The 13073-nt window shown below is 65.8% G+C and carries 12 protein-coding genes and 1 riboswitch; of the genes, 6 read left to right on the top strand and 6 right to left on the bottom strand.

Annotated features, from left to right (window positions below):
• Positions 1 to 10 precede the first annotated feature (10 nt).
• The gene (locus ACZ46K_RS27365) at positions 11 to 1669 is read right to left on the bottom strand and encodes a DNA repair helicase XPB (protein WP_054810714.1); all 1659 of its coding nucleotides are present in this window, start codon (positions 1667 to 1669) and stop codon (positions 11 to 13) included.
• An 877-nt stretch (positions 1670 to 2546) separates the two neighbouring features.
• Entirely contained in the window at positions 2547 to 3941 is a 1395-nt protein-coding gene (locus ACZ46K_RS27360) for an IS1380 family transposase (protein WP_054811013.1), read from the bottom strand.
• 214 nt (positions 3942 to 4155) lie between these two features.
• Here ACZ46K_RS27360 and ACZ46K_RS27355 point away from each other — a divergent pair, with 214 nt between their 5' ends.
• Genes ACZ46K_RS27355 through ACZ46K_RS27340 form a run of 4 tightly spaced genes read left to right on the top strand, consistent with a single transcriptional unit; the run spans position 4156 to position 8160 of the window.
• On the top strand, positions 4156 to 5223 hold the full coding sequence (locus ACZ46K_RS27355) for an ABC transporter substrate-binding protein (protein ID WP_464745842.1): 1068 nt from the start codon (positions 4156 to 4158) through the stop codon (positions 5221 to 5223).
• Positions 5220 to 6080: an ABC transporter permease gene (locus tag ACZ46K_RS27350; RefSeq protein WP_054810737.1), complete on the top strand. Its 861-nt coding sequence runs from the start codon at positions 5220 to 5222 to the stop codon at positions 6078 to 6080. The genes ACZ46K_RS27355 and ACZ46K_RS27350 overlap by 4 nt, the downstream gene beginning before the upstream one ends.
• Entirely contained in the window at positions 6056 to 6793 is a 738-nt protein-coding gene (locus tag ACZ46K_RS27345; RefSeq protein WP_054807565.1) for an ATP-binding cassette domain-containing protein, read from the top strand. The genes ACZ46K_RS27350 and ACZ46K_RS27345 overlap by 25 nt, the downstream gene beginning before the upstream one ends.
• Complete coding sequence (locus ACZ46K_RS27340) at positions 6793 to 8160, top strand: LLM class flavin-dependent oxidoreductase (RefSeq protein ID WP_464745839.1); 1368 nt, start codon at positions 6793 to 6795, stop codon at positions 8158 to 8160. The genes ACZ46K_RS27345 and ACZ46K_RS27340 overlap by 1 nt, the downstream gene beginning before the upstream one ends.
• A 19-nt stretch (positions 8161 to 8179) precedes the next feature.
• On the opposite strand, the gene ACZ46K_RS27335 is transcribed toward ACZ46K_RS27340, so the two are convergent.
• Positions 8180 to 10456, bottom strand: coding sequence for a helicase-associated domain-containing protein (locus tag ACZ46K_RS27335; protein ID WP_464745837.1), 2277 nt, complete (start codon positions 10454 to 10456; stop codon positions 8180 to 8182).
• A gap of 60 nt (positions 10457 to 10516) precedes the next feature.
• On the opposite strand from ACZ46K_RS27335, the gene ACZ46K_RS27330 reads away from it, so the two are divergent.
• Positions 10517 to 10705 carry a hypothetical protein gene (locus ACZ46K_RS27330; protein WP_054807175.1) on the top strand — a complete coding sequence of 63 codons (189 nt, stop codon included), beginning with the start codon at positions 10517 to 10519 and terminating at the stop codon, positions 10703 to 10705.
• Positions 10706 to 10793: 88 nt separating this feature from the next.
• Here ACZ46K_RS27330 and ACZ46K_RS27325 read toward each other — a convergent pair whose 3' ends face one another.
• The 3 genes from ACZ46K_RS27325 to ACZ46K_RS27315 all read right to left on the bottom strand — a co-directional run bounded on the left by ACZ46K_RS27325 (position 10794) and on the right by ACZ46K_RS27315 (position 12484).
• The gene (locus ACZ46K_RS27325; RefSeq protein WP_054810388.1) at positions 10794 to 11375 is read right to left on the bottom strand and encodes a transglycosylase family protein; all 582 of its coding nucleotides are present in this window, start codon (positions 11373 to 11375) and stop codon (positions 10794 to 10796) included.
• 7 nt (positions 11376 to 11382) lie between these two features.
• Positions 11383 to 11510, bottom strand: a riboswitch (cyclic di-AMP (ydaO/yuaA leader).
• A 333-nt stretch (positions 11511 to 11843) separates the two neighbouring features.
• Positions 11844 to 12236, bottom strand: coding sequence for a YccF domain-containing protein (locus tag ACZ46K_RS27320; protein WP_054807171.1), 393 nt, complete (start codon positions 12234 to 12236; stop codon positions 11844 to 11846).
• Complete coding sequence (locus ACZ46K_RS27315) at positions 12233 to 12484, bottom strand: hypothetical protein (RefSeq protein ID WP_054807172.1); 252 nt, start codon at positions 12482 to 12484, stop codon at positions 12233 to 12235. The genes ACZ46K_RS27320 and ACZ46K_RS27315 overlap by 4 nt, the downstream gene beginning before the upstream one ends.
• A 144-nt stretch (positions 12485 to 12628) precedes the next feature.
• On the opposite strand from ACZ46K_RS27315, the gene ACZ46K_RS27310 reads away from it, so the two are divergent.
• The gene (locus ACZ46K_RS27310) at positions 12629 to 13039 is read left to right on the top strand and encodes a cold-shock protein (RefSeq protein ID WP_464749490.1); all 411 of its coding nucleotides are present in this window, start codon (positions 12629 to 12631) and stop codon (positions 13037 to 13039) included.
• The last annotated feature ends 34 nt before the right edge of the window (positions 13040 to 13073 follow it).

The following is a 13073-nucleotide window of genomic DNA, read 5'->3' as shown; positions in this document are numbered from 1 at the left end:
CGCTGTGGAGTCAGCCGATCTGCGGCCCCAGCAGGTCGTCGGCGTCGGTGATCCGATACGCATAGCCCTGCTCGGCCAGGAAGCGCTGACGGTGCGCGGCGTACTCGGCGTCGAGGGTGTCGCGGGAGACCACCGAGTAGAAGTGCGCCTGACCACCGTCCTGCTTCGGGCGCAGCAACCGTCCGAGCCGCTGGGCCTCTTCCTGTCGCGACCCGAACGTGCCCGACACCTGCACCGCGACCGACGCCTCCGGCAGGTCGATCGAGAAGTTCGCGACCTTCGACACGACGAGGACCTCGAGCTCACCGTTGCGGAAGCGGTCGAACAACACCTCGCGTTCCTTGCTGCGCGTCGAACCCTTGATGACCGGGGCATCGAGGGCCTCACCGAGCTCGTCGAGCTGGTCGAGGTAGGCACCGATGACGAGAGTGGGGGCGTTGGGGTGACGCGCGAGGATCGATTTGACCACTGCGTTCTTGGTGCGTGCCGTCGAACACAACTTGTAGCGTTCCTCCGGCTCGGCCACCGCGTACGCCATCCGCTCGGCGTCGGTGAGCGTCACACGCACCTCCACACAGTCGGCCGGGGCGATCCAACCCTGCGCCTCGATGTCCTTCCACGGCGCGTCGTACCGCTTGGGGCCGATGAGTGAGAACACGTCGCCTTCGCGTCCGTCCTCGCGCACCAGCGTGGCAGTGAGGCCGAGACGACGCCGGGACTGCAGGTCGGCGGTCATCCGGAAGACGGGGGCCGGAAGCAGATGCACCTCGTCGTAGATCATGAGTCCCCAGTCGCGGGAGTCGAACAGCTCGAGGTGGCGGTACTCGCCCTTCGTCTTACGGGTGACCACCTGATAGGTGGCGATGGTGACCGGGCGGATCTCCTTCTTCTCCCCGGAGTACTCGCCGATCTCCTCTTCGGTGAGGGAGGTGCGGGCGATCAGCTCGCGCTTCCACTGCCGCCCGGCGACGGTGTTCGTGACGAGGATCAAAGTGGTGGCACCTGCCTTCGCCATCGCGGCCGCGCCCACCATCGTCTTACCGGCACCGCAAGGAAGCACGACGACACCCGAACCGCCGTCCCAGAAGGAGCTCGCAGCCATCTCCTGGTAGTCGCGCAGATGCCACGGATGCGTCTCGAAGTCGAGGGCGATGCTGTGTGCCTCGCCGTCGACGTATCCGGCGAGGTCTTCGGCAGGCCAGCCGACCTTGAGCAGCATCTGCTTGAGGCGACCGCGTTCGCTGGGATGCACGAGCACGGTGTCATCGTCGATGCGTGCGCCGAGCATGGGCGCGATCTTCTTGTTGCGCATCACCTCGGCGAGCACCGCATTGTCGAAGCTGACGAGCGTGAGTCCGTGAGCGGGATTCTTCACCAGTTGCAGGCGGCCGTACCGGCCCATGGTGTCGACGATGTCGACGAGCAGCGGCTGCGGCACGGCGAAGCGGGAATAGGTGACCAGCGCGTCGACGACCTGCTCGGCGTCGTGGCCGGCTGCGCGTGCGTTCCACAGCGCCAACGGAGTGACCCGGTAGGTGTGGACGTGCTCGGGCGCACGTTCGAGTTCCGCGAAGGGAGCGATGGCCTGCCGGGCTGCATTCGCCTGCTCGTGGTCGACCTCGAGCAGCAGGGTCTTGTCGGACTGGACGATGAGCGGTCCGTCGGCCACGAAGCCTCCTGGTGAGAGAAAGTAGAACTCTTCCATTGTCCAGATGCGGAGGGCGGCGCGCCACCTGCGCGCCGCCCATGCGTCCGGACATCACCAGTTCCGACCACGGCAGTGTCGATTCACCGCTCGGTCAGCTCGTCAGCGATCGGCGCACCTCCATCACGCACACGAGTGCCTCAGAAATTCCGGAGCGATATCCGACTTCTTTTTCCGAGGAGACCGTTACGGAATCCAATTCCCCTTCGAGCCTTTCCTGAATTCTGTCCAGGGCATGCAGCGTCCTTTTCACTTCGATACCGTCTTCTTATCTCATGCCGGTGTTCTTATGACTCCGGCTCGCTCGTCGAGAACGAACACTCGTGCACGGGCCAGGGCGGCCCGATATCCGTTGCCTTGCGCATCGGTACCGACAGGGTGGATCGGCAGGTCGCGGATCTTTTCATACAGCGCCTCTAGCACTGCAATTTCGGTGTTCATGGCGTTCGCCGGTCTCAACTCCGCTTCCGCTTGCGGATGAATTCTCCGGCCTCTGCAGCCTTCTGTCGTTTTTCTGCCCGGCGCTCCTTCACGGATTGCGCGGGTTTCTTGAGTGTTTTTCCCTTGTCGGCCATTGTCGCTCCTCGTTTCGAAGTGGCAATTACTCAACAGCACCACACCATACGTCAAATTCCAGAAAAATCCAGTTTGCGAAAAAAGGGGACTTAACCTCAATCTTTCGCGCGGGTGACGCGCTGGCCTGAGCAGTTCGGATTGGACGTGGAAAACCGTGGATCCGGTGTGCTTCCACGATCGACTACCCGACACGGTCGGGTGACGCCGGGGTCCACGGCCCCAAGCTGAGCGTCCCTTTCGTCTCGATGAAGAAGATTCGTGCAGGTCACACAGGTGCAGGTAGTGCTGCAAGCCGGTTCAGACCGGCCACGAGAACATCGACACCAGGAGCCGTCGCGGCCAGCCGTAACCGAACCCGGCGGGCATGCCGGGCGATCTTCCCGGCGATCGACAGCACCCGCAACCGCAACCGTTTCGGCTCCCACCTGCGTGCAGTCGTGTCGGTCAACGCGAGCATCTGCATCCACGCGAGCAGCTCGCACGCCAGTTGCACGAGCGCCAACCAGATCCGATTCTGATCGAACCCGTGCAACGGAAAATTCTGTAGTCCGGTCGCTTTCGCTGTCCGGATCCGGTCCTCGCACCGAGCCCGACGCCGGTGCCGCAACTCCAGATCGGGCAGTTGCCCGCGGCGGGTGTTGGTCACGAACGCCGTCAGACGCAGTCCGTCACGATCGGTGAACCGCAACTGCGCACCCGGATGCGGACGCTCCTTCCTCACGATCACGCGCATGCCGTTCGGCCACGTCGACAGGTCGAGCAACCCGGTGATCTCGGTGACCCAAGCGCCGTCACGGACCTGCCCGTCCGAGTCGTAGGCCGGCGTCCATGCCTGATCAGGAACGAGATCGATCGCGGCGGCGTGGGCGTCGGTCAACCCGAATCCGACCGAATACGAGAGCCTGCGCTTGGTCAGATACTCGATCAAGGAGTGGGTGCCGCCGGCGCCGTCGATCCGGACCAGCACCTTCTTCCCGACCCGATATCCCGGATCGAACGGCAACTGCGCGAGGGCGTCCTGCACGACGGTGATGTGGTCGGCGGCGGTGTTCGAACCGGCGTTACCCGGGCGCAGGAGCATCGCGACGGGTTCACCGGTGCCGTGCTCACCGTGGTCGACGAACGCGCATAACGGATGAAACCCGTAGCCGCGTTTGAAGTTCGGGGCGGCGTGTTCTTTGTTCGAGTGCGCGGTGACGAGGGTGGCGTCGATGTCGACAACCAGCGGTGTCCGCTCGTCGATGGTGTGATCCGGTGCCGAGGAGCCGGCGGCGGTCCAGGCGTGGGCGCGGGCGGCGGTGCGGGCCCGTCCGATGGCGGCCAGTGCGATGTCGGCGTCACCCGCGAGGGTGGTGATCAGGCGGGAGACGGTCGGGTCGGAGGCCACCGTGCCGAAAAGTTCGGGCTGGGCGCGTAGTTGGTTGATGTCGGCGAGGCAGTCCCCGCCGAGCGCGAGGGAGACTGCGAGGTCGAGGAGGATCTTGCCGGGATCGTGGCGTGCCAACGGTTTCCGGAACCGGGCGAGTTCGGTCGTCAATGCCGTGGTGAGGCCGGTTTTCTCGGCGGTGCGCAACAGCAGGACGGCGCCGGCATGTGACACGATGCCGGTTCCGTTGGCCGATGCGGACACGTGTGGGTAGGGGGACGTAGACTTGCTCACCGGAATGGTGCTCCTCGAACTGGTTGAAACTCGACCCTCAGCAAGTCGAATTATCCCAGCTCAGGGCACCATTCTTTGTGTTCGACACGGCCGCTCGCTCAATCAGCACGAAAGCGCGAGGTTAAGTTCACGCAGCGCCTATCCATGGTTCGGGGGTGATCCTCGCGGATAGCGTGCCGTCACACGACCCGCACACCGACCTTCGGGGGACCAGATGTCATCTGCTGTACTCGGCCGCGCTCGAAAAGCGCGTGCTGCACTCGCGGTTGCCGCGGTAGCGAGCCTTGTGCTCGCCGGCTGCGCGACCGACTCGGGAGGGGCCGGCCTCGCGGCGGATGCACCGATTCCTGACGACGTACCTGCCGGTACCTCGCTGAGCGTCGCCACCAGGGTCGCGAAGGCGCAACTGGATGCCTCCGGTCTGATCGACGAGCTGGGATTCACTGTGTCGGACTGGCCGGATGTCTCTGCGGGGCCGGACGTCATCCAGGGGTTCCGTGGTGACGCGATCGATCTCGCGACCAACGCCGCAGTGCCCCCGATTCAGGCCGCCGCCACCGGCTTCGATGCCAGGATCGTCGCGGTCAAGGAGAAGGACAAGCCGCAGTACGAGCTCGCGACGTCGCCCGGTTCGGATGTGGAGTCCCTCGACGATCTGCGGGGTAAGAAGATCGCGGTCTCGCCAGGGCAAGCGCAGGGCGTCGTCGTGCTCCGGACATTGAAGACTCTCGGGATCGGATTCGACGAAGTGGAGATCGTCGAGCTGCCCAGCACTCAGTTCCTCACCGCACTTCAGTCCGGGCAGGTCGACGTGGCACCCCTGAGCGAGCCGTCGCTGACCAAGTACCTCGATGAGTACGGCGACGAGGGCGCGCGTGGCATCGTCACACCGGAGGTGGATGCGCTGACGGTGCTCTGGGCCCCGGTCTCGGTGCTCGAAGATCCCGCAAAGGCCGCCGCGATCAAGTCGTTCATCCCGCTATGGGCGCAGGGCGACGTGTGGGCCTGGGAGAACCCCGACGAGTGGATCCAGGCGTACTACGTCGATTCCGAAGGCGTGTCGTTCGAGGACGGCAAGCGCATCATCGACTCGGTCGGCCAGGAGCCGCGGTATCCCTCGTCGTGGGACTACGCCATCCGATGGACACAGGAAACCGCAGACATTCTCGCCGAGGGCGGCTGGTTCTCCGAGATCGATGCCGAAGATCTGTTCGATCGCAGGTTCGAAACCGTTGCCTACGAATCTGTTCCGGAAATCTACCGCGTAGGAGCGGATTCATGACCGAAACACTGATCAAGCCGCCGGGCATCCGACCGGACACGGTCGCACACGAACCCGTGGCGGTCGGCGGAATCCGACCGATCCGAAGACTGGGTCTTCGCAAAGCATTCCCGTTCTCCCGCATGACCGGTGTGGTCATTCTGCTCGCAGTCTGGGCGATCGGATCGGCTGCCGGATTGATCGACGAACGCAAACTGTCGGCTCCGTGGACGGTTGTGTCCACCGCAGTCGAACTCATCTCCGACGGTGTCCTGCAACAGCACGTCCTGACCTCGTTGGGCCGAGCCGGGCTCGGCTTCGTGATCGGTGCGGTGATCGGTACCGTTCTTGCCCTGGCGTCCGGCCTCACCCGCACGGGCGAAGCGCTGATCGACGGGCCCGTCCAGGTCAAGCGTGCGATTCCGACACTCGGTCTGATTCCGCTGCTGATCCTGTGGCTCGGCATCGGTGAGACCTTCAAGATCACGATCATCGCGTTGGGCGTCGTCGTACACATGTACATCCAGACGCACAACTCGCTGACCGCCATCGACCAGCGGTACGTCGAACTGTCCGAGGTCCTGAGGCTCTCCCGCGCCGCATTCATCCGCAAGGTCGTGTTGCCCGGTGCCCTGCCGGGGTTCTTTCTCGGACTTCGGTTGTCCGTCACGGGGGCGTGGCTCACGCTCATCGTCGTCGAGGGCATCAACGCTGTCACCGGTCTGGGCAAGATGATGTACAACGCGCAGAACTACGGCCAGTCCGACGTCATCCTCGTCGGTCTCGTCGTCTACGCCGTGTTCGGATTGCTCTCCGATGCCGGATTGCGCAGACTCGAACGGCGCGCGCTCGCCTGGCGGAAGACGCTCGGCGGATGAGCGCGGTGCAGATCCGTGGCCTGATCCGCGGCTTCGGTGACCGGCATGTCCTCGACGAGCTCGACCTCGACATTCCCGACGGCCAGTTCGTGGCGTTGCTCGGCAAGAGCGGGTCCGGCAAGTCCACGTTGCTGCGCGCACTTGCGGGCCTCGACTACGACGTCGAAGTCCACGGTGGGACCCTTTCTGTACCCGAAGAGATTTCGGTTGCCTTCCAGGATTCGAGGCTGCTTCCGTGGCTCCGCGTACTCGACAACGTGACCCTCGGGCTCGGACACAAGGACCGGGACAAGGGGAGTGCGCTTCTCGCCGAAGTGGGACTGGCCGGTCGCGAAGATGCGTGGCCGCTCGACCTGTCGGGTGGTGAGCAGCAGCGGGTTGCGTTGGCCCGTGCACTCGTGCGAGACCCTCGACTCCTGCTTGCCGACGAGCCGTTCGGTGCCCTGGACGCATTGACGCGCATCAAGATGCACGGTCTCCTCGACCAGTTGATCGAAAGACACCGGCCAACCGTCCTGCTCGTCACCCACGATGTGGACGAAGCGATCGTGCTCGCCGACCGCGTCGTGGTGCTGCACGAGGGGCGGATCGAGGTCGACAGGATCATCGACCTTCCGAAGCCCCGATCCTTCGACGATCCCGGTTTTCGTCAGATCCGAGACACCCTTCTCGGCGCTCTCGGCGTCGAAACCCTTTCACAACAGGAGAATTGATGACAAATACGCCTGAGAGCCGCACGCTTCACCTCAATGCCTTCCTGATGCCGATCGGGCATCACGAGGCTGCGTGGCGACTTCCCGAGAGCGACCCGAACGCGAACCTCGATATCGGCCATTACATCTCGCTTGCCCAGACCGCCGAGCGTGGGAAGTTCGATTCGGTGTTCCTCGCAGACAGTCCCGTTCTGATGGGCGTTCCCGAGCGGCGCCCCTCGGGCAAGCTCGAACCGACGATCATCCTGACGGCGATCGGTGCAGCGACGGCGAAGATCGGTTTGATCGCCACGGCATCGACGAGCTACAACGAGCCCTACAACCTCGCTCGTCGCTTCGCGTCCCTCGACATCGTGAGCGGGGGACGGGCGGGCTGGAACATCGTCACCACCGCGGGCGACGACGCCGCCCGCAACTTCGGACTCGACGGTGTACCCGCCCACAAGACCCGCTACCAGCGCGCCGCGGAGTTCGTCGAGGTCTCCACGAAACTGTGGGACAGCTGGGAGGACGACGCGATCGTTGCCGACAAGGACTCTGCGGTCCACTCCGATTCGGCGAAGGTCCACCGGTTCGACCACGAGGGGGAGTTCTTCAAGGTTGCAGGACCGCTCAATGTCCCCCGGTCGCCGCAGGGATATCCGTTGCTCGTGCAGGCCGGATCATCGGAGAACGGTAAGGACTTCGCCGCGCTCTACTCGGAGGCGATCTTCACGGCACAGCCCACCTTCGAGGAAGGCAAGGCCTTCTACGACGACGTCAAGGATCGGGTCGTGAAGGTGGGACGCAATCCCGACCAGGTCCTCATCCTCCCGGGTATCGTGCCCGTCATCGGTGACACGGAGGAGCAGGCGCGCGCACTCGATGCCGAACTTGCGCGGCTCATCTCACCCGAGTACGCGCGAGCCCAGCTCGCCGAGCGCTTCGGGCTCGCACCCGAGGAACTCGATCTCGATCGGGAACTGCCGGAGGATCTTCCGTCGGAGGACGAGATCGAGGGCGCGAAGAGCCGCTACACGCTGATCGTGCAGCTCGCCCGCCGCGAGAAGCTGACGGTGCGCGAACTGATCGCACGCCTCGGCGGCGGGCGCGGGCACCGCACCTTCGCCGGCACCGCCGAGCAGGTCGCCGACACGATCGAGCACTGGTTCCGCGCCGGTGCCGCCGACGGATTCAATATCATGCCGGCGGTGTTGCCGTCCGGACTCGAGCTCTTCGTCGACCGCGTGGTGCCGATCCTTCAGGAGCGCGGACTGTTCCGTACCGACTACACCGAGACGACCCTGCGTGGGCACTACGGACTTCCTCGCCCCGACAACCAGTTCGTGGTCGACGCGAACATACGAGTGACGGCGTCTGCCACGTAGACAACGAGCGGCAGGTCGTTCAGTCCACGAGTGCGACCGACGAGACGCGGTGGAGCACGAAACTACGGACCGAACCGGTCGTGGGATCGAACGCTTCGAGCTGCCCACCCGCAACGCTGACCGGATCGACGATGCGCCGTGTCGCGGTGCCCTGAGCGTCGACGTATCCGAGGGTCACGCTGCGTTTCGCGTGCACAGCCAGCTGCAACAATGCGATCGTTGCCGCGCCGCCCGTGCGGCTGCCGTCTCCGCGCACCGGTGTGCCCGCCGGGGCGGAGGCGGCACGGTCGCCGGCGCGCAGGGTGCGTACGAGCGTCTCGAGCTGTTCGTCGTTGGGTGGCAGGGGACCGGCGTATCGGGGACGCGACCGCGGCACGACCAACCGTGCGCCGCGCGGTCGCAGATCCAGTACCGCACCCGACGCATCCTCTCCCGCCGGTGCGAAGCCGGCTTCCCGCAGCGAGGTGAGCACCTCTGCGAGGGGTGCCTGTGAGATGGCGACCGTCGCCGCGACCGCGCGCAACGCCAACGTTGCAGCGACCGGCGCCGCGAGCACCTCCGCGAGCAGCGCCGGGTCGTCGGCGCGCACGAACGACGACGCGATACCGGCGCGCAGGCGACCGTGGCGTCGCGCCACGTCGTCGATCAGGTAGGTCAGCGACTGGGGAACCGGTGTGCGTGAGTGGGCCGAGAACAGGGCGTGCAGTTCGCCTGCACCCAGGCCCGCGTCGAGCGCGCGGCGCACACTGCCCTCGCTGATCCGGTAGACGGTGGCGGCGCCGGCCGATTCGACGTCGGCGACGAGCGCGACCCGCCCGGCGAGTTCCGGGACGAGAGGACCCGGGGCGACGATGGTGAGGTCGGCCTGGACGAGGACGTGGTCGACAGGGTCGGGGAGCGCGTTCGCCATCTCGGTTTCGGCGTCGCCACCGTGGAGCAGGGCTTTGCCGGGGGACCCGAGGTTGTCGTGGGCGACCAGCGCCAGTGCGGTGGCCTCGCGGATCGTCTCGGTCACCGTCTCGTGGCCGAAGTGCCCGGCCGACCGAGGTCTCCGCCATGCCACGATGGCCTGCACTTCGGCGGTGGACAGTGTGACGTGGTCGGCGAGGACCTCGAGGATCAGTCGGCGGTCGTAGGCCGCGGTCGGGGAGTTCACCTCGTCGGACAGCGCCGCGATCGGTTTGTCGTTCTGGTCGCGGCGCCCGATGAGCCACGGTCGCCGCGGCGCGTCGAGCCACGCGCCGGCGAGCACCGCCCAGCGATGCCCGGTGTTCGCGGTGAGCCATCCGTCGGCCGAGGTCGTGGGAGCCCAGTAGTCGTCGATGTCGCCGGGTGGGGCGGGGTCGGGATTTCCGCGCGCGATGAGTCCCGCCGCCGTGAGCACCTCGGTGAGCAATGCCGTGTGGTCGTCGGTGAGGTCCAGGGTCTTGGCGAGCCGGTGGAGTTCGCGGACCCCCAGCCCGCCGGAGCGCAGCGCCGGGGCGGGCTGCCGGCCCAGCGCGGTGATCAGGTCCTCGCAGTGGCGCAGCAACTCCAGGGCGGCGCCGGCGGCGGTGCTGTTCGTGTCGGGGGCGGCTTTGGTGGTCGCCTCGAAACTCGGGGGAGTCAGTGATGCCGGGTCGTACGGCGCTTCGCCCCGCAGGGCTTGTCCGACCCGGTGAGGAAGTTCGACGGTCTCGTCGTCGATGCGGGTGAGCAACCCGGACGCCAGGAGCTTCTGGACGGGGCGGGTCTCGTCGGAGCCGGGCGCGGCGTCGCGGGTGCGCCCGATGGGCGATGTACGTGCGAGGGTGTCGAGAATGCTGCGTTGTGCGGGGTTGAGCTCGGCGAGAACCTGATCGAGCTCCTCGCGGGTGAATGCGTCCGTCTCGGGTGCGCGTCCGACCCGCCACGGCACGGCTTCCACGGCGGCCGCGACAAGACGCAGACCTTCGGGGGTGTCCCACACCAGGAGGCCGGAGCGCAGCCGGTCGAGAATCCGATCGACGGACTTGGCGGTGATCCGTCCGCGCAGATCGTCGACGAGAGTTTTCCTCGTCACCCCGTCGTCGACGGCTCCGAGCCGCGCCAGTGCCTCGATGACCCCGAACTCGGCAGTGGTGAAGTCGTTCGCTGCGCGGAACACCGACGCGCGTTGGCGTGCTCGATTCGCAAGCACGTTCATCGTCGCGGGTGGGGGCACCACCAGGTCGGGTCGCGAGCGCAGGAGCGCGACAAGTTCCGTGTCGCGGCGATCGGACAGCCACCGGGCGAGCGAGTCCGATCCGGTGTCGGGGGCGGGCGTGGCGGGTGTCATTCGTTCCAGATTAGAGACCTGAGATGGCCTAAGACGAACTCACCTGCCAAAATGGGCGTCATGGCTGACAAATCGAAGAACCTCTACGTCGATCGCGGATGGCCGGAGTTGGCAGACGGAGACCACGCGGTCACCGAACTGTCGTCGACGCGTTCTGGTCCGCTCTCTCCGTACGGCGAGGACACCGTGTTCCCGGTCCCGGCGGATGAGCTTCCCTACACGCACCCGTACACCGTCATCAACCGCTGAGTTCCTCGCCTGCCGGACTCCCGATACAAGCAGAGAACCCCGCACCGAATCCGGTGCGGGGTTCTCTGCTTGTATCGCTGAGTGTTGCCTACTGGGGCAGAACGGCGCGGACCGCGTCGAGGACGGCCGGGTCGAGAGCGATACCGGCGGCCTGCAGTGCGTCGACGCCCTGCTCGAAGCCGTCGATGATGCCCTGGGCCTCGGCAGGCAGTGCGGGAGCATCGGGGAGCTGCGGAACCTGACGGTTCTCGGTGAGCGGCGCGGACTGAGCGGGTGCGCTCGGGGCTTCACGCTGTGTCGGAGCGCTGGACAGTCCGAGGCTCGAAGAGCAGGACGGCCATGCGCCCCAGCCCTGGCCTGCGAGGACACGCTCGGCGACTGCGATCTGCTGGTCGCGGCTGGCCTGGTTGGCGGTGGGTGCGTACTCCTGGCCGCCGTAGGCGTTCCAGGTGCTCGGCGAGAACTGCAGCCCGCCGTGGAACCCGTTGCCGGTGGCGATGGCCCAGTTGCCGCCGGACTCGCACTGTGCGAGGCGGTCCCAGTCGGAGTCGGGTGCTGCGGTGGCGGTGCCGCTGAAGGCGACACCTGTCACGCCGAGGACGGCGCCGGTCAGCGCGAACTTCGCGACGGTCCGGCCGGTATTGGTGGGCTTGCGATGGCGTCCGCTCATGTCGGTCGTTTCCTCTCCGCACGCGCCTACGAGGTCAGCTGTCGGGTTCGGACTGAAGAGGTAGTCCGGCCGTTGCGCTCATCGAGCGTTCCGGCTTCACCCCAAGGCCTGCCGCGTGAGCGGCGGGCCGGGCCTCCGGGGAAGCGTCCGGCGGGGGCCGGGTGCTTCCGAGGGAGACCGGTTGGGTCCCCCGTTTCCTGTCCCTTGTGGATCGTTTGTCGGGATAACCGGACATCCGCGGGACAGGAATTTGGCGCGGCGGGCCCGGGTTGGTTGGACCAGGTGGTCCGACCGATCACGACGGTAACGGTTCGGGTGGGCAAGTGTCACCAATTGATAACGCGCGACCGTTTGCGGTTTCGAGGCTGTGCTGGGGCGATGTCGGAGCGAACTCGCTGGTAGTCGCGCGAGTAGACCCCCAAACCCGTTTCGAGCCCCCGCCGTTATCAGCTCGTTACGTGATTAAGGTCACATATACGTTGGGCGCGCGTCGACGGGAACGATGTCTTTCCCGAGCGGCATCAGGGAGATCGGGATCATCTTCAGGTTCGCGATCGCCAGCGGAATGCCGATGATCGTGATGGCCATGGCAATCGCTGTCGTGATGTGTCCGATGGCCAGCCAGATGCCGGCGATCACGATCCAGATCACATTCCCGATCAGTGAACCGGCCCCTGCCGTCGGCTTGTCGACCGTCGTCTTCCCGAACGGCCACAGTGCGTAGACGCCGATGCGGAACGAGGCGATACCGAACGGGATCGTGATGATGAGGATGCAGCAGATGATGCCGGCGACGAAGTATCCGAGCGCCAGCCACAGGCCGCCGAAGATCAGCCAGATGATGTTGAGAACTACCCTCATGAGCCGTTACCGCCCTTCGAGCGCCGACCCGACTGCAGGGCGAACGCGATGGCCAGCGCGAAGCCGAGCGGCCACGCGAGAGTGAGGAGGAACAGGACGAGGCCCGGCTTGCCGTCGGTGACGATCGGTGTCAGGAAGATTGCGACGACTGCCACGATACCCACCGCGAAGCACGCGATGGCCGCGTTGAACAGGCCCTTACGAGGCGCACGAGCAGAATCGGAAGAAGAGTTACCCACGGAGTCCACGGTAGTCGTCAGCGGTCCCGGGCGGTATGTGCGTCGAGGTACACTGAACGCGTCTGCGCGTCCCGCTCGATGAGGGTTGGGGCGCGTTGTTTTGCATGTCCACACCGTGTCTCGGGCACGGCCGTCCAGGAGCAGGTGAGCGCGGTGCCGACCGGCAAGGTGAAATGGTACGACGTGGAGAAAGGCTTCGGCTTCCTGTCCCAGGACGACGGTGAGGACGTCTACGTCCGCGCATCGGCACTCCCCGAGGGCGTCGAGAGCCTCAAAGCGGGCCAGCGTGTCGATTTCGGGATGGCCGTCGGTCGTCGCGGACCCCAGGCACTCAAGGTCGAGTTGCTCGAGACGCCGTCGTTGCGGCAGCAGAGCGGACGACGTGAAGCACCGGCGCGTGAACGACGTTCACCCGACGAACTGCACGGCATGGTCGAGGACATGATCAAGCTGCTCGAGGTTGCAATCCAGCCCGACCTGCAGCGTGGTCGCTACCCGGACCGCAAGTCGGGGCAGCGGATCTCCGAGGTCATGCGCGCCATCGCTCGCGAGCTCGATCACTGAGCCGGACCACCGGACAGAAATGCCGAATGCCGTA

This window comes from Rhodococcus sp. JCM 9793 (genome assembly GCF_055380405.1).
The sequence above is the reverse complement of the archived record's forward strand: the minus strand, read 5'-3'. Positions and strand labels throughout refer to the sequence as shown.

Bases quoted from the DNA above. Each gene is read 5' to 3' on its own strand.
- ACZ46K_RS27355 (WP_464745842.1), top strand. From the start codon at position 4,156: ATGTCATCTGCTGTACTCGGCCGCGCTCGAAAAGCGCGTGCTGCACTC.
- ACZ46K_RS27350 (WP_054810737.1), top strand. From the start codon at position 5,220: ATGACCGAAACACTGATCAAGCCGCCGGGCATCCGACCGGACACGGTC.
- ACZ46K_RS27340 (WP_464745839.1), top strand. From the start codon at position 6,793: ATGACAAATACGCCTGAGAGCCGCACGCTTCACCTCAATGCCTTCCTG.
- ACZ46K_RS27335 (WP_464745837.1), bottom strand. From the start codon at position 10,456: ATGACACCCGCCACGCCCGCCCCCGACACCGGATCGGACTCGCTCGCC.
- ACZ46K_RS27330 (WP_054807175.1), top strand. From the start codon at position 10,517: ATGGCTGACAAATCGAAGAACCTCTACGTCGATCGCGGATGGCCGGAG.
- ACZ46K_RS27325 (WP_054810388.1), bottom strand. From the start codon at position 11,375: ATGAGCGGACGCCATCGCAAGCCCACCAATACCGGCCGGACCGTCGCG.
- ACZ46K_RS27320 (WP_054807171.1), bottom strand. From the start codon at position 12,236: ATGAGGGTAGTTCTCAACATCATCTGGCTGATCTTCGGCGGCCTGTGG.